At 58.9% G+C, this 16,453-nt stretch carries 12 protein-coding genes; 4 read left to right on the top strand and 8 right to left on the bottom strand.

Annotation, left to right across the window (positions count from 1 at the left end; translation table 11 throughout):
- Positions 1-257: cytochrome b/b6 domain-containing protein (locus SCT_RS02995; protein ID WP_371257724.1), on the top strand; the 257-nt coding region annotated here is incomplete at its 5' end.
- A gap of 191 nt (positions 258-448) precedes the next feature.
- Here SCT_RS02995 and SCT_RS02990 read toward each other — a convergent pair.
- From SCT_RS02990 to SCT_RS16930, 3 genes are read right to left on the bottom strand one after another with little or no spacing between them, the layout of a single operon-like run.
- Complete coding sequence (locus tag SCT_RS02990; RefSeq protein WP_059418856.1) at positions 449-3,802, bottom strand: EAL domain-containing protein; 3,354 nt, start codon at positions 3,800-3,802, stop codon at positions 449-451.
- A gap of 7 nt (positions 3,803-3,809) precedes the next feature.
- Complete coding sequence (locus SCT_RS02985; protein ID WP_059418854.1) at positions 3,810-4,241, bottom strand: response regulator; 432 nt, start codon at positions 4,239-4,241, stop codon at positions 3,810-3,812.
- Positions 4,238-7,417 (bottom strand): PAS domain S-box protein, encoded by a 3,180-nt coding sequence (locus SCT_RS16930; protein ID WP_088178624.1) that lies wholly within the window; start codon positions 7,415-7,417, stop codon positions 4,238-4,240. Before SCT_RS16930 ends, SCT_RS02985 begins: the two co-directional genes overlap by 4 nt.
- 614 nt (positions 7,418-8,031) lie before the next feature.
- Here SCT_RS16930 and SCT_RS02975 point away from each other — a divergent pair.
- The gene (locus SCT_RS02975) at positions 8,032-8,457 is read left to right on the top strand and encodes a glycine zipper 2TM domain-containing protein (protein WP_059418850.1); all 426 of its coding nucleotides are present in this window, start codon (positions 8,032-8,034) and stop codon (positions 8,455-8,457) included.
- Positions 8,458-8,517: 60 nt separating this feature from the next.
- Here the strand turns inward: SCT_RS02975 and SCT_RS02970 are convergent, their stop codons facing one another.
- From SCT_RS02970 to clpB, 3 genes are all read right to left on the bottom strand, one after another.
- Entirely contained in the window at positions 8,518-9,372 is an 855-nt protein-coding gene (locus SCT_RS02970; RefSeq protein ID WP_059418849.1) for a TlpA disulfide reductase family protein, read from the bottom strand.
- A gap of 2 nt (positions 9,373-9,374) precedes the next feature.
- The gene (locus SCT_RS02965; protein WP_082098155.1) at positions 9,375-9,797 is read right to left on the bottom strand and encodes a secondary thiamine-phosphate synthase enzyme YjbQ; all 423 of its coding nucleotides are present in this window, start codon (positions 9,795-9,797) and stop codon (positions 9,375-9,377) included.
- A gap of 67 nt (positions 9,798-9,864) precedes the next feature.
- The gene (gene clpB / locus SCT_RS02960; protein ID WP_059418845.1) at positions 9,865-12,444 is read right to left on the bottom strand and encodes an ATP-dependent chaperone ClpB; all 2,580 of its coding nucleotides are present in this window, start codon (positions 12,442-12,444) and stop codon (positions 9,865-9,867) included.
- Positions 12,445-12,607: 163 nt separating this feature from the next.
- On the opposite strand from clpB, the gene SCT_RS02955 reads away from it, so the two are divergent.
- Positions 12,608-13,369 carry a hypothetical protein gene (locus SCT_RS02955; RefSeq protein ID WP_059418843.1) on the top strand — a complete coding sequence of 254 codons (762 nt, stop codon included), beginning with the start codon at positions 12,608-12,610 and terminating at the stop codon, positions 13,367-13,369.
- On the top strand, positions 13,366-13,860 hold the full coding sequence (locus SCT_RS02950) for a TlpA disulfide reductase family protein (protein ID WP_059418841.1): 495 nt from the start codon (positions 13,366-13,368) through the stop codon (positions 13,858-13,860). Before SCT_RS02955 ends, SCT_RS02950 begins: the two co-directional genes overlap by 4 nt.
- Positions 13,861-14,016: 156 nt before the next feature.
- Here SCT_RS02950 and SCT_RS02945 read toward each other — a convergent pair whose 3' ends face one another.
- Complete coding sequence (locus tag SCT_RS02945; protein WP_059418840.1) at positions 14,017-15,198, bottom strand: alanine--glyoxylate aminotransferase family protein; 1,182 nt, start codon at positions 15,196-15,198, stop codon at positions 14,017-14,019.
- A gap of 28 nt (positions 15,199-15,226) precedes the next feature.
- Positions 15,227-16,450: a glycolate oxidase subunit GlcF gene (gene glcF, locus SCT_RS02940; protein ID WP_059418838.1), complete on the bottom strand. Its 1,224-nt coding sequence runs from the start codon at positions 16,448-16,450 to the stop codon at positions 15,227-15,229.
- Between the last annotated feature and the right edge of the window lie 3 nt (positions 16,451-16,453).

Genomic DNA, 16,453 nt, shown 5'->3' with positions numbered 1-16,453 from the left:
GCCTGGCCTATCTCGGCGTGCTGCTGTTCATCGGGCCATTACTGTGGCTCTCAGGCTGGTTCTACCTGTTCTTTAGTGACTGGACGGCATGGGGAGTGGACAAATATGTCTCTCTGGAGTGGGTGGCGCTCTTCCATACTGCCGGCGCATTCATGATGCTGTTGTTCCTGATCGCCCACGTCTACCTGACCACGGCGGGTCACACACCGACTTCGCATATCAAGGCGATGATTACCGGATGGGAAGAAGTGGATTAAAGTCTCCCCTCGCAAACAAAAAATGGCCACTAATTTTAGTGGCCATTTTTTTGTTGCGTGAATGCAATCAGTTCCGATGAATAACGGGGCAGGCTCGGTTCCCTCTCAGTCCACGCCGATGGCGGGAAGGGGCGCCGTATGAACTCCATAACCGGCTTGTCTGAACGCTCAGCGTAACTCGAGCTTCACGATTACAGTGAACCAGTTCCGCTCAAGAAGCGAGTCAATTCCTCCGCAGGCAGCGGGCGGCTGAACAGATAGCCCTGGAACGCATCGCAGCCATGTTGCGCCAAGAAGTCTCGCTGGGCTTCAGTTTCCACGCCTTCCGCCATAACCTTCAGGCGCAAGCCGTGCGCCATGCCGATAATGGCGATGGCGATTTGATTGTCATCGCTGTCATTCGGGATGTCGCGTACAAAGCCCTGGTCGATCTTGATCTCATCGATGGGAAAGCGCTTCAGATAGGCCAGGGAGGAGTAACCGGTGCCGAAATCGTCTATCGACAGACGTATGCCCAGCGCTTTCAAGTCCTGCAACAGGACTACCACCTCTTCGCCATGGCCCATGATCATGCTTTCGGTGAGTTCCAGCTTGAGCGTCTCGGCGGGCAGTCCGGTTTCTTCCAGGATGGCGGCGACGCGAGCGACGATATCAGGCTGCTGCAACTGGCGCGCGGAAAGATTAACGGCCATCGACAGGTGCGGCATGCCGGCATCGAGCCAGGCCCGCGCCTGAGAACAGGCCTGGCGCAACACCCATTCGCCCAAAGGCAAGATGAGGCCAGTCTCCTCCGCCAGTGGGATGAAGCGGGCCGGCGAGATCAAGCCATGTTGCGGGTTGTTCCAGCGCACCAGGGCCTCGCAGCCGATCAGGCCGCCACTTTGGATGTCCAGTTGGGGCTGGTAGTGCAGCAAGAATTCACCCTGGGTCAGGGCATGTCGCAGGCGCGCCTCCATATCCAGCTTTTCGTTGGCAATCACGGTCAGGGACGGCGTGTAGAAGGCGTAGGTATTACGGCCCGATTCCTTGGCCTGGTACACGGCTACATCGGCGTGCTGGACGAGTTTGGTGCAGGAAGCGCCATCTTCCGGAAACAGGCTGATACCGATGCTGGCGCCTACAAAGACTTCGTGGCCGCTGGGCAGGTGGAAGGGTTGATCCAGCAAGCCGATCAGATCCTTGGCGACAACTGCTGCCTCCTCCGGGCGTTGCAGATCCTCCATGATCAGCAGGAACTCGTCACCGCCCAGGCGACCCAGAATGCCCTCGCCCCGCAGCAGCTCCTCCATGCGCCGGGCCAAGGCTTCCAGCAGTTCGTCACCCACCGGGTGGCCCAGACTGTCGTTGATGTTCTTGAAGCGGTCCAGGTCGATATACAGCACCGCAAGACGCTGTTTGTGCAACTCGGCAGTGGCCAGGGCGTGCTGCAGACGGGATTGCAACAGCTGACGGTTGGGCAAGGCCGTCAACGGGTCATAGTGGGCCAGGTGCTCGAAACGGGCCTCCGAATCCTTGAGCTGACTGAGATCGGTCATCACGGCCACATAGTTGCCGGGCAGGCCGTCGCTGTCGTATACGGTGCTGATGGTGAGCAACTGCGGAAAGAGTTCGCCGTTCTTGCGCCGGTTCCAGAGCTCTCCCTGCCAGGCGCCGGTGTCTTTGATGCTGTTCCACATAGCCCGGTAAAACGCCTGATCCTCGCGCCCTGACCGCAGCAGTCCCGGATTGCGGCCCAGCACTTCGGCCTCGGTGTAGCCGGTAATGGTCGTGAAGGCACTGTTGACGGAGACGATGAGAGATTGCAGATCGGTGACCATCACCCCCTCGCCGACGCTCTCCAGTACCGCCGCTGCCTGGCGCAGTGCAGCATCGGCACGACTCCGCTCAACAGCCAGCCCGGCGATGCGGGCAAACTCGTTGATCAAGTCCAGCTCCACCGGGTCGGGTGAACGCGGTTGCCGATAATAGATGCCAAAGGTGCCCAGCACCTGACCGGCGCCGTCCTTGAAAGGGATAGACCAGCAGGCGCGCAGCTCGGCACGTTCGGCCAGATCAGTGTATGGCGCCCAATAAGGATGGGTGCGAATATCCTCGACGATGACCCTCTCGCCGGTGGCCGCCGATGTCCCGCAGGAACCCTGCCCAACTCCGGGCTTCAGGCCATCCACGGCGGCGTTGAAGAAGGCAGGCAGACTGGGGGCGGCAGCGGTATATAGTTGGCCGCTGCGCGTATCTCGCACCAGGATAGAGACCATCAATTCCGGATGTATGCTTTCCAGGCGGGTAACGATTTCTTCCAGGATCATGGACAGGGGACGACCGGCCACCAAGCCGTCCAGCATGGCGACCCGTGTTTCCCGTAATTGGTCGGCCATCTTGGCCTCGGTAACGTCGAGCCAGGCGCCGATCCCCTCGCCGGCTTGCGACAGACGCAACTCGTCGTGTATCCAGCGGATCTGACCATGGCAGTCGAAGAACCGGTAGTCGAAGGTAATCTGCCCCGCGCCCGGCAGCTCTCCCAGGCTTGCCAGTGCCGCGTCGCGGTCATCTGGATGCAGGCGGCTCGACCACCACCCTGCCTGCAGCGCCTGCGCCTCTGTGTATCCCAGCAGGCGCTCGATATTACTGCTGACCCAAACGGGCGTGGCACCTTCCGGATCCAGGCGCAGGGTGTAAAGAATCACCGGGCTGGTGGTCAAGGCCCGCTCCAGACGTTCCGTTGTCTCCCGCAGAGAGCTTCGCTCCCGTGCCAGTTCCACTTGGCGCAGCACCTTTTCCAGGGTGGCAGGCAGTTCGTGCAGATAGCCGGGGTGCTTGGCAATGTAATCGTCTACCCCGAGATGGATAGCCCTCGCCGCCACCTCCTCGCTGCCCTGCCCGGAGACGATGACGATGGGGATGTCCAGGCCGCGCTCGGCGCGCAGCACCTTGACCACCTCCAGGGCATCCAGTCCGGGCAGGCGATAGTCCAGCAACACCACATCGAAGTCCGCTAGCGTTGTTCCATCCACGGGCAAACGCTGCAAGACCTCGGTGGCATCCCCCACTACAGTCAGTCGGACGTGAGGAGCGAAACGGGCCAGATGACGCCGGGTCAGGTCGATATCACTAGCAGTGCGCTCGGCATACAGTACGCGTAAAAATCGGGACCGACGAATACGGGCTGCCTGGAAACGTTTGCTGGCATCGTGCAGGATGGCGGGCAGGCGCTCCAGGGATGTAGCGCCCTTGCTCAGGTAGTCATCGGCGCCGGCCTGGAGTGCAGCGACCACCGCTTGCTGGTCGCCCGAACCGGTGAGCATGACCACCGCCATGGGCAGGGAGTGTTGCCGGATCCAGTTCAGCAGTTCAAACCCGGATCCATCCGGCAGTTTCAGATCCACCAGGACCACATCGAAACTGGCGGGTGCCTGCAGACAGACCAGTGCTTCGGCCAGTGTGGACGCCTGGGTCAGTTCGATATCGGGGGCGTGGCGCGACAGGTGCCGCCGGGTCAGGTCGGCATCGTCCGGGCTGTCTTCGACATGCAGGATACGCAGGGTCATGTTATCGTTATCGCGGCGGATGGTTGATGAGCAGCCAGTACAATTCGATCTGGGTCGCCACATCCATGAATTTTTCGAAATTGACAGGTTTGACGATGTAGGAATTGGCGTGAAGGCGATATGCCGCTTTCACGTCCCGGTCTTCGCTGGACGAAGTCAGCACTACCACCGGCAGGTCGCAGCTCACCGGGTGTGCACGCAACTGGCGCAACACTTCCAGGCCATCCACTCGCGGCAGTTTCAGATCCAGCAGGATCACCAGAGGCATGGTTTCGCCCGCTTCCCAGCGCGGAATCCAGTCCAGAGCTTCCTGACCGTCGCGGGCCACCTGGATGGGGCTTGCCAGGTTGTGATGCGCGAAGGCGCGCAGGGTCAGATCCAGATCGACCGGGTTGTCCTCCACCAGCAGGATGGGACGCAGGATGGAATCGGGGATCATCGCGGCAACTCCAGATAGAATGTGGCGCCCTGGCCGGGCGCACTCTCGGCCCAGACCCGCCCGCCCATGCGCTGCATAGCCTTGCGGACGATGGCCAAGCCGACGCCCGTACCGGGGTAATCTTCTACGCGCTGCAGGCGCTGGAAGATATTGAAGATGCGATCGTGAAACTGCATGTCAAAGCCAATCCCGTTGTCATGTAGTTTAAGGATAACAGATTTTTCTGTGATCGCTCCACGGATCGTCAGCGTTGGCGGCCGGCTGTCGCGGGCGAACTTGAGGGCATTGTCGACCAGGTTGCGCAGCACCATGGTCAGGCCTTCCGGGTCGGCACGAACGGTCAACTCCTGCAATCCTTGCACCTCGACGATCATGCCTCGTGCTTCGATATCCGTCCGCCGCTCGTCAAGGACGCCCGTCACCAGACGAGCCAGATCCACGCTCTGGCCGGTAAGACTGCGCCGTTCCATGCGGGAATAGGCGAGCAGATCCTCGATCAGCAGGCTCATCTGCTCCACGCCATGACGCACATTGTTCAGGAACAGACGGCCCTCCTCATCCAGAAGTGTCTGGTATTGCTCCAGCAGCAGCCGGCTGTAGCCGTCGATGCCGCGCAGGGGAGCCTTCAGGTCGTGAGAAACGGAATAGGTGAAAGTCTCCAGTTCCTGGTTTGCCGTGTCCAGTTCGGCAGTGCGCTGGCGTACCCGCTCCTCCAGTTCGTCGTTGAGCTGGCGAATATCATCTTCCATGCGCTTGCGCGCGGTGATGTCATTGATGGCGGCGAAGATGGCCGGCTCATTCTCGAAATCCACGATCGACGCGGAAACGAGGGCCCAGAAGGGGTGCCCGTCCATGGTTACCATGCCCACCTCAAGATCATCCACGCGACCGTCTTTTCGCAGATGATCAATGAAACGATCACGCTGCGTCGGGTTCTGATAAAACCTGTCTGCGGGCTGGCCGATACCTTGCTCGCGTGATATCCCGTACTGAATTTCCGCGCGGTGATTACCGTAAAGCAATATGCCGTCCCGCAAGCGGGAAAGCACAGCGGGAAAGGGAGCCATTTCTAGCAAGGACCGATAGCGGGCTTCGCTCTCCTGCAACACCTGTTCGGCCTGTTTTCTCTCGGTGATATCCTCGGAAAAGATCACAATGCCGCCCACGGCGCCGTCGGCGGCATGCCAGGGCCGCACTTCCCAGCACAGCCACTGAACGGTGCCGTCCCCGCGTTCGAAAGGGTCCTCGTCCGCCTGCACCACCTCACCGGCTAACCCGCGACGATGTATGGTCTTCCAGCGCTCTGAAATTTCCGGGAAGATTTCGTAATGGGATCGACCGAGAATGTTACCTCCTTCCAGGCTATAGTCAGTCAGCCAGCGGCGGCTGACGGCCAGATAGCGCATCTCGCGGTCGAACATGGCCAGGGCAGCCGGCGCGTGTTCGATGAACAGTCGCAGCCTGGTTTCGCTTTCCTGCAGCGCCGCTTCGGCCTGCTTGCGCTCGGTGATGTCGCGTGAGAGAGCAAACACGCCACGTACTTCGCCATCGATGATGAGCGGACCCTTGGTGGTCAGGTGGCTGTAAGTGGCCGAGGGGGTGACAACCGGCTCCTCGTAGGTTTCTGTCACCCCTGCCGCCATGATGCGCAGGTCGTCGGCGCGAAAGCGCTCGGCGAGTTCCTCCGGGAACAGGGCATGATCGTCCGCTCCCAGGATTTCCGCCATGGGCCGGCCGAGCAGGGTCGCCAGAGCCCGGTTGCCAACGATGTAGCGGCCCTCGCGGTCCTTGACGAAGATCGCGTCCGTGCTGCCTTCCACCAGCGCATGCAGTGTGGCGTGCAGCCGTTTCATCTCCTCTTCCTGCTTCTGGCGTTCGGTGATGTCTCGGGCAATCCCCAGCACCCCCAGCAGGCGGCCATTGTCATCATATACCGGCGTTTTGATAGTTTCGATCAGTTCGCGGTGGCCATCGCTGGCGAAGGTAACCCATTCCTCGTTGGTGCTGGGGCCGCCGGCAACGATGGCGACCTGGTCCCTCTCGCGGAAAATATCGGCCTGGTCAGCCGGCACGAAATCATGGTCGGTCTTGCCCTTGATATCTGCCTCGCGAGCTCCGAAAAATTGCTCGAAACGGGGATTGCAGGTGAGATACACGCCGCGGGCATCCTTCAGCCAGATCATGTCCGGGATGGTATTCAGCAGTGTGCGCAGTCTGGCGCTGTAGCTGGCCAAAGCCTGCGCATCGCGCGCCAGTCGATAGACCATGATTCCGGCCGCCAGCGCTGCCAGCAATCCCATCAGGCGAATCAGAACGATATTCGTGCCTATCTGTTCCCATCCGTCGGCCGGGATGGCGGCCATCTGCCAGGATCCGCCCGGTAGCGTGACATCCACGGTCACTGACCGGTTGCCGAAAAGTTTCGCGTCGCCGAAGAACACCGGGCCGTGCGAACCGGTGCCGTCTGTGCCACGTAGTGCCAGACGCAGGCCGAGGTCGGGGTCGCGCAACCCGGCCATTCGGTAGAGTGTTTCAGCGTCGATTACGGCCGAGACCAGCCCCCAGAAACGCCGCTTTCCTCCAGGCTGGGCGGGAGCCAGGAACAACGGCTCCCGAGCGATGATAGCAATGCCGCCCTGCTGCAACGACAGCGGCCCGGCGATTACCGTTTTGCCGCTGTCCCTCGCGCGCAGGGCGCCCTCCCGTTGTGTGGGGTGCGTACGGTAATCCAGGCCCAGCGCGGCCTCGTTACCCTGAAGCGGGTACATCAGGGAAATCACCATATCCGGCGCGCCAGCGATATTGTGCAGGGCATGGCGTTCGTCCACCAGATTATTGGCAATGGCGCTAAAACCGGCCTGATCAATGTCTGGCCGGTTCTCGATGACGGCGGTGAGGCCATGCACCAGGAACAGATTGGCATTGATCACCCCCTCGAGTCGGGCGCGCAGGGTGGAAAGGCGATTGAGCACATCGCTTCTTTCCTGCTCCAGATCGCTCTGACGCGCGAAATGCTCGACGACCTGTTCCGTAGCAAACACCAGCAGCACGGCCAGCAAGGCAAACAGCCAAGGGCGCGCCTTTTCGCCGAGGAAGCGATATCCGGTAGCTAGCATCACCCGCACATATCCCGCCGCGTTAAGACGCCGACTGCTTGCCTGCATTTCTTGGCGCATACGCGATCCGCTGCCGCCCAATGAACCGAAGTAGTTAGCATGTCATCACCTTTTCGACGTGCTTCAATATATCTGTAACAACAAAGTATCGGTAATTCGAGGATGCCAAGAAAATGATGCGCTTTCGCATTTACTTGATCAAGTGAACCCTTGGGATATAGGCTGGCCGCTGACAGCCTGATCGAGAACACGTTAAAAACATTCGTCTGAACAGCCTGAGTGACCGCCCCGGGGAAGCGCAACAGACGTTTGAATGAACTGCCAAATTTGGATTACTTACCTCAAAACGCTGCATGAGACGTCGCACCTGATCCGACCATGGTGATTAAAAACTCAAGTCACACCCTATCGCACCAGAGCATCACTTGACCATCAGGGTTTCCCCTAAATTTGCGGTGCAATTATTTTATGAACAGAATTTGGATCAAGATGAAGAGCAAGGGAATGTCTGTTCGATCTCAAGGCACCGCGATATTGTGGCTGTCACACAGTACCCTTCTGCGCCAATACACATGCTTACAGTTCCTTACAATTTCTTAATATTTACCGGTGCACGAAATTGGGGTGATGCGCGTTATTCAGGCAAACGCACACACCACTGATAAGGAATAAACATGAACAGGCTTTTGATTCCAGCAATGATTACCACGGCAGTTTTCAGCGCTAACGCCTTCGCAGACCGCGGCTGGGATGACGACTACCGGGAGCATCGTCATCATCACCAAGAAAATCACGTAGTCGTGCATCACGTCTATGAGGAGCCCGAGGTCATCTACCAGGCGCCGCCGGTCGTTTATCGCGAGCGCGTCGTGTACCGCGACCGTCCGGTCTATTATGAAGCCGAGCCGCGCTACTACGAGCAGCCAGCCACTTATCCAGGGGAGAGATCGAACCGATTGGTTGGCCAGGTTATAGGCGCGATTGCCGGTGGCGCCCTTGGAAATCAGGTCGGCCGGGGTAACGGGCGAATCGCCGCCACCGCGATTGGCGCGGTCATCGGGAGCGCTATTGGCGGAAACGCCGCCTACCCCGGTTACTGATCTGCAGCTTGAATCGGAGCATAAGCGATGGGTATCGCTACGCTCAACCCATCCTACACTTTATTTCCCCGATTTCGCCACCACATCCCGCAAGAAAGGTAGATACTGCGACCAGCCTTCAATCGGCCCGACATGCGAAAACACCACGATGCCATGCTTGTCGAGGACATAGGTTGTAGGGAATGCGACCGCCATTCTGCGATCTGGAATGGTCTTGCCGTTAGCCAGAGTCAAAGACTCGGTGCCGATCTCTTTAACGCCGGAGTCATGTAATGGCAGGATTAAATGCTGTTGCTGCGCCCATTCGTGCGCTGTGGCAGAATCCTCCCGCATCTGCAACAGGACCAGTTGCACGCCGGAGGAGGCCCCCAGTTCCTGATGGAGCTTCTGTAATTCCGGCATTTCGCGCCGGCAGGGTGGACACCATGTACCCCAGAAATGCAGCACCACTACCTTGCCGCGCAGATCGGAGAGCTTCATCGGCTTGCCAGCTGGGCTCTTGATGGCGAGATCGAAAAAGCGGCTACCCCGTTCCTTGCCGGTGTAAGCCTTGGCAGCTGTGGCGCGGCTCTGGTAGGGACCCCACAGAGTCGCCCACCGCCTGGCATCGAACACTACCTTGTCATTGATGACATAGGGCACACAGGGCTGTTCAGTCCCGTTCTGGCATGCCTGAACCGCCCCTTCGACAGCCGCATCAACTGTTGGCTCGCCGCCTTTCCAGGCCCATGCGCCACCTGGCGCGATTACGAAAGAACGATGCTTCCCCGCTGCAAGGAACTCCCTGAATCCTTCCTTGCCCCGGCTGTCGAGATGAGGAATGGCCTCGGCATCGCCAGGTGTTGCTGCACTCACAGGCAAGCAGGCCAGGCACGCCGCCATGACCGCAAGACGCAGGAAAATTTGAATTGCCATATTCATTCGCCTATCAAATGCAGCAATACCTTGCGGCGCTGCGGTTCGTAACGGTGCTCATAGAGAAAGACACCCTGCCAGGTGCCCAGCACCGGAGCACCACCCACAACCGGGATGACCAGATAAATCTGGGTTAGCGCAGTGCGGACGTGGGCAGACATATCATCCGGCCCTTCCTGACGATGCTGAAAAATTGGGTCGCCGTCCGGCACCAGCCGTGCGAGAAACCGCTCCAGATCGGCCCGCACGGTCGGGTCTGCATTCTCCTGTATAAGCAGGCTGGCCGATGTGTGCTGAATGAATACTGTCAGCATACCAACCTGGATGTCTGTCGAACTCACCCAGTCGCGCAGCTCACGGGTGAATTCATACAGGCTGCGGCCTTGGGAAGAAAAAACAGTCAGTTGATGGTGCGCTTGTCGCATGGAAACCAATAAAAAAGCCGGCAAAGGCATATTTTACCTCCTTGCCGGCCGATGCTGCCATGAAAAATCAGGCCTTGACGAACGTAAATCTTCCCTCCTTGAAGTCCGCCTTGATGGTGTCCTTGGCAGCGAACTGTCCGGCCAGGATTTCCCGCGCCAGGGTATTTTCCAGATGAGTCTGGATCGCCCGCTTCAGAGGCCGCGCGCCGAACACCGGATCGAAGCCCGCCGCAGCCAGTTCGGTCAGCGCCGCGTCAGACACCTCCAGCTTCATCTCCATAGCAGCCAGACGCTTGGTCAAATACTGCAACTGGATACCGGCAATGGACTTGATGTTCTCCTCGTCCAAGGCATGGAACACCACCACTTCGTCGATGCGGTTGATGAATTCCGGCCGGAAATAGCTTTTCACCTCCGCCATTACAGCCAGCTTTACCACTTGGTAGTCGTCCCCCTCCATCTGCTGGATCATTTGCGATCCCAGGTTGGAGGTCATCACGATCACGGTGTTCTTGAAGTCCACGGTGCGGCCCTGGCCATCGGTCATGCGGCCGTCGTCGAGCACCTGCAGCAGGACGTTGAACACGTCCGGATGGGCCTTTTCCACCTCGTCGAGAAGGATCACGCTGTAAGGCTTGCGACGCACTGCCTCGGTCAGATAGCCACCCTCTTCGTAGCCGACATAGCCGGGCGGCGCGCCGATCAGCCGCGCCACGGAATGACGTTCCATGAACTCCGACATGTCGATACGGATCAGGTGTTCCTCCGAATCGAACAGGAACCCGGCCAGCGCCTTGCACAGCTCAGTCTTGCCGACACCGGTGGGGCCAAGAAACAGGAACGAGCCATAGGGCCGATTGGGATCGCCCAGCCCGGCACGCGAGCGCCGGATCGCATCCGACACCAGACGCACCGCCTCATCCTGGCCGACCACGCGCTGGTGCAATTGATCCTCCATTTGCAGCAGCTTGTCACGCTCGCCTTCCATCATCTTGGAGACGGGTATCCCGGTCGCACGCGACACCACCTCGGCGATTTCCTCTGCGCCCACCTGGGTGCGCAGCAGCTGGTGCGCAGGCATAGCTTCATCGGCGGTAGCCGCGTGCTTCAGTTGCGCCTCCAGTTGCGGAATCTTGCCATACTGAATTTCGGAAACCTTCTGCCACTCGCCCTTGCGAGTGGCCGCGTCCATTTCCACCTTGAGGCGATCCAGCTCTTCCTTGATATGCTGGCTACCCTGTACCTGGGCCTTCTCGGCCTTCCATATCTCTTCCAGATCGTTGTACTCGCGCTGCAATTTGACAATCTCTTCATCGAGCAGAACCAGGCGTTTTTTCGAGGCCTCGTCCTTCTCCTTTTTCACCGCTTCGCGCTCGATCTTGAGCTGAATCAACCGGCGGTCGAGCTTGTCCATCACTTCCGGCTTGGAGTCGATCTCCATCCGTATCCGTGATGCGGCCTCGTCGATCAGGTCGATCGCCTTGTCGGGCAGGAAACGGTCGGTGATATAGCGGTGAGATAATTCTGCCGCCGCGATGATGGCCGGGTCGGTAATGTCCACCCCGTGGTGCAGTTCGTATTTTTCCTGCAGGCCGCGCAGGATGGCGATCGTGTCTTCCACCGAGGGCTCGTCCACCAGCACCTTCTGGAAGCGGCGTTCCAGCGCGGCGTCCTTCTCGACGTACTTGCGGTACTCGTCCAGCGTGGTCGCGCCGATGCAGTGCAGTTCGCCGCGCGCCAGCGCCGGCTTGAGCATGTTGCCGGCGTCCATCGCGCCCTCTGCCTTGCCGGCACCGACCATGGTATGCAGCTCGTCGATGAACAGGATGACTTGCCCCTCCTCCTGCCCCACTTCCTTCAGCACCGCTTTCAGGCGCTCTTCGAATTCGCCGCGATACTTGGCACCAGCCAGCAGGCCGGCCATGTCCAGCACCAGCACGCGCTTGCCCTTCAGGGTTTCCGGCACTTCGCCGTTGATGATGCGCTGCGCCAGGCCTTCGACGATGGCGGTCTTGCCCACGCCAGGCTCGCCGATCAGCACCGGGTTATTCTTGGTGCGCCGCTGCAAAACCTGAATCGTGCGGCGTATCTCGTCATCCCGACCGATCACCGGATCGAGCTTGCCAAGTCGAGCGCGTTCGGTCAGATCCAGGGTGTATTTTTTCAGGGCCTCGCGCTGCCCTTCCGCTTCGGCGTTGTTCACGGCTTCCCCTCCCCTGACAGCATTAATGGCTTGTTCCAGCGCTTCGCGTCCGACCCCGTGCTCCTTCAGCAAGCGCCCGGTTTCGCCCTTGTCCTGAGCGGCAACCAGCAGAAAAATCTCCGATGCAATGAATTGGTCACCACGCTTTTGCGCCTCCTTGTCGGTGAGATTCAGGAGATTATTCAGGTCGCGCGAAATACTTACCTCGCCGCCATGCCCCTCGACCTTGGGCAGTCGCTCGATCGCCTTGTGCAGGGCAGGCTTCAGCGCGCCGACATTACCCCCGGCGCGCTGCAGGAGCGAAGAGGTGCCGCCGTCCTCCTGGCCAAGCAGGGCCAACAGCAGGTGCTGTGGTTCGATGAACTGGTTGTCCTGGCCGACCGCGAGGCTCTGGGCATCGCTCAAGGCCTGCTGGAACTTGGTGGTGAGCTTGTCGAAACGCATCGTCAATCCCTCTCAATAATAAATAGACATATAACTCCTATATAGGGAATTATCGGGGAATTTCAAGACCAAATGGGACATTCAGCAATAAACCGGGCCGATGAGCCGTCACAGAACAATGAGTTTGCGCTACACTGGCCACTATACAACCCGGGTGTACTCCATGCTGATTTCCCGACTTTTCACTCTCTGCCTCGCGTTATTTCTTGGTATCTCCGGTGCGTGGGCCGCACCCGCCTCCCTGCGCACGTCCACGGGTTCGGAAATTTTCCTGCGCACCTTTCCCGGCGAAGGAAACACCCTGATGCTGGGCTTTCCCTGCGACGAGGGGCTCGGCACCCAGGAGGCACGGGCATCGCAGTCGCTGGCCAGACTCGGGCTGGAAGCCTGGCTGCCGGACATGCTGGGTGCACACTCCTTGCCGGCATTGGCTAGCAGCATGGATCAGCTCCCACCCCTGGAAATCGCCGAAGTCATCGGCCAGACCATCAAGCTGTCCGGCAAGAAGGTCGTGCTGGTCACTACCGGACGTGGCGCCCTGCCTATCCTCCAGGGTGCATACATGTGGCAGAATCAGGCCACACCTCAAGAGCGGGCCGCCCTGACAGGCATTATCCTGTTCAGCCCGGATCTCTATTCCGTCAAACCCGCACCAGGCGTGGAGGCGCGTTATCACAGCATCGTATCCAGAACCTCCCTGCCGGTGTTTATTTATCAGGGCCAGCGATCCCCCGCACGGTGGTGGCTGGAACATCTCAAGGTAGAATTCGCCCGTGGCGGCAGCAAGGTCGCCAGCAAAGTGTTGCCCAACGTGCGCGGGTTCTTCTACTCGGCGCAGGACCCCACGGATGAAGAAAAAGCGATGACTGAAAGACTGCCTGAACTGATACTGGATGCGATCAAACAACTGGAGTCCAAGCAATGAAAAAACTGATCCTTTTCATTTCATGTCTGTTCCTGCTCTCCTCTGTACAGGCACAGGATCTGAAAACCTGGAAAGGCGGCTCCACTCCACCACTGGCACTGAATGACCTCAATGGCAAACCGCTCAAGCTGCAGGATTACCGCGGCAAGGTGGTGATGGTGCAGTTCTGGGCCACCTACTGCCCGCCCTGCCTCAAGGAAATGCCCTCCATGATGCGGCTCCAGGCCAAGCTGGCCGGCAAGCCTTTCGTCATCCTCGCCGTCAATATGGGCGAAACGGAAAAAGAGGTTAAGGATTTTCTCACCAGGGTGAATGTCGATTTCACCATCCTGATGGACAGCGACGGCAAGGCACTGAGCGCCTGGAAAGTTTTTGTCGCCCCCTCCACCTTTCTGGTCGACCCTAAGGGCAACATCCGTTATGTCCTGCAGGGTGGAGCTGAATGGGACGAGCCGGAATATCTACAGAAGATTGTGGAAATGCTGCCCTAGCATGGCGCGGGTCCGTGGCACTCATCCGTAACGTCAAAGTTGACGGAAATAACTGACACACACCACACTCCAGTCATAACGCAGTGACACTTCGGACATAATCCGCCCAGAAAAAAACCCGCACAGGGCGGGTTTTGTTTGAAGTCCATGCATGGCTCAACCAGCCAACACCTTTTGCGCAGCATCCACTGCGACACCGCGTTTGACAGGGGCTTTGGCGCGTCCGAGCGCATCGTCCAGCGCAGCGAGGCACACCAGTATGTTGCGAGGATTCGAGGCGTGCCCCATCAAGCCGATACGCCATACCTTGCCGGCCATCGCGCCCAGGCCAGCACCGATCTCCAGATGATAATCATTGAGCAGGATATTGCGCACTGCAGCCTCATCCACACCGTCCGGTATGCTGATCGCGTTCAATTGCGGCAGTCGCTCTGTTACCGGCACGATGAAATTCAGTCCCATCGCTTCCAGACCCGCGCGCAGTGCGAGATGGTTTTTCTGGTGACGCGCCCAGGAATTTTCCAGGCCCTCTTCCTGCAAGATCACCAGCGCTTCGTGCAAGCCATATAGTGAGTTGATAGGCGCAGTGTGGTGATAAGCGCGTTTGGCGGCTCCGCCCCAGTAGCCCATGACCAGATTCAAGTCCATGAACCAGCTTTGCACGGGTGATTTCCGACTCTTGATTTTTTCCAATGCACGAGTGCTGAAGCTCACCGGCGATAGCCCGGGGGTGCACGACAGACACTTCTGTGTGCCGGAATAGATCGCATCGATCATCCATTCATCTACCTTGAGCGGCGAGCCACCCAGTGAAGTGACTGCGTCCACGATAGCCAGGCAGTTGTGTTGGTGTGCGATCTCGACCAGCGTTTTTGCATCTGACAGCGCACCAGTAGAGGTTTCGGCGTGAACAAAGGCGACGATCCTGGCGTCCGGGTTAGCTTTGAGTGCATCTTCCAGCTTTTGCGGATCAACCGCGCGTCCCCAATCGTCCTGCACCATCACTGCGATACCACCGCAACGCTCGACGTTTTCTTTCATACGCCCGCCAAACACGCCATTCTGGCACACGATAACCTTGTCACTGGGTTCAACCAGATTGACGAAGCAGGTTTCCATGCCGGCGGAACCCGGTGCGGAAACCGGCATGGTCAATTCGTTTTCCGTTTTAAATGCGTATTTCAGCAGAGCCTTCATCTCATCCATCATGGTCACGAATACAGGATCGAGATGGCCAATGGTGGGGCGTGCCATCGCAGCCAGCACACGTGGGCTGACATCGGAGGGGCCTGGGCCCATCAGTATGCGTTGAGGGGGATGAAATGACTTGATCGCCATGCTGTTTCCTTTTCAGAGGTTAAAAAGTTTAGATTGAGGATTGAGGGTGTACCAGCAATTCGATCCAGTGCCGCACCGGCACCTTGCTGGCGCTTTCCAGATGTAACTGGCAGCCGATATTGCTGGTGACAATCACATCGGGTTCAGCCTGCATCAACGCTGTAATCTTTTGATTCAGCAGTTGTTGCGACAATGCCGGTTGCAGCAGGGTGTAAGTACCTGCTGCCCCACAGCACAGATGGCTGTCTGCAACCGGCGCCAGCGTATAACCGCAATATTGCAGAATTTTTTCAACCACGCCGCCCAGTTTCTGTCCGTGCTGCAGCGTGCAGGAAGACTGGCATGCAACGCGTCGCCCCTTTCCGATGCCGGCAAACAGGTCCAGATTTTCATTGCCTAGAATCTCGCTCAAATCACGGGTGAGGGCGCTGATGCGAGCCGCCTTGGCAGCGTAGGCCGTGTCGTCCTTGAGGGCGTACCCATAATCCTTCACCATCACACCGCAGCCGCTCGCGGTCATCACGATGGCTTCAATTCCTTGCTCGACATAAGGCCACCACGCATCAATGTTGCGGCGCATCATGTCTCGCGCGCTATCGGCCGCCGCCAAATGCTGGTGCATGGCGCCGCAGCAACCGGCTTGGGGCGCGCTGACCAGGCCAATGCCGAGCTTATCCAGCACACTTGCAGCAGCAGCATTGGTTGTGGGGGCCGCCAGCGGCTGCACGCAGCCTTCCAGCACCAGCATGCGGCGTTGATTTTGTGTTTGAGGACGCGGCAAGGGTTTGCGCACACACGGTAGTTTGTGACGCAGCATTGCCGGCAGCAGCGGGCGCACAAGCCTGCCTAAGGCAAGTGCCACGCGTAGGCGCGAGGTGTAAGGCAATACGCCCAGCAACGCGTGCCGCACCATACTGGCCCACAGCAAGCGTGGTGAACGCTTTTCGATCTCCTGGCGCCCGATATCAATCAGACGACCAAACTGCACGCCGGATGGGCAGGTAGTTTCGCAGGAGCGGCAGGTCAGGCAGCGATCCAGATGCAAGCGTGTCTTGGCGCTGGATTGATTGCCTTCCAGCATTTCCTTGATCAGGTAAATCCGTCCGCGTGGTCCATCCAGCTCGGAACCCAGCAACTGATAGGTGGGGCAGGTGGCGTTGCAAAACCCGCAATGTACGCAGGCACGCAAAATCGCATCGGCTTCGGCAATTTCTGCGCGCTGTAAAAAACTGTGAGCAATTGCGGTTTGCATGAT

This window comes from Sulfuricella sp. T08, assembly GCF_000971475.1.
Classification (GTDB): Bacteria; Pseudomonadota; Gammaproteobacteria; order Burkholderiales; family Sulfuricellaceae; genus Sulfuricella.
The sequence above is the reverse complement of the archived record's forward strand: the minus strand, read 5'-3'. Positions and strand labels throughout refer to the sequence as shown.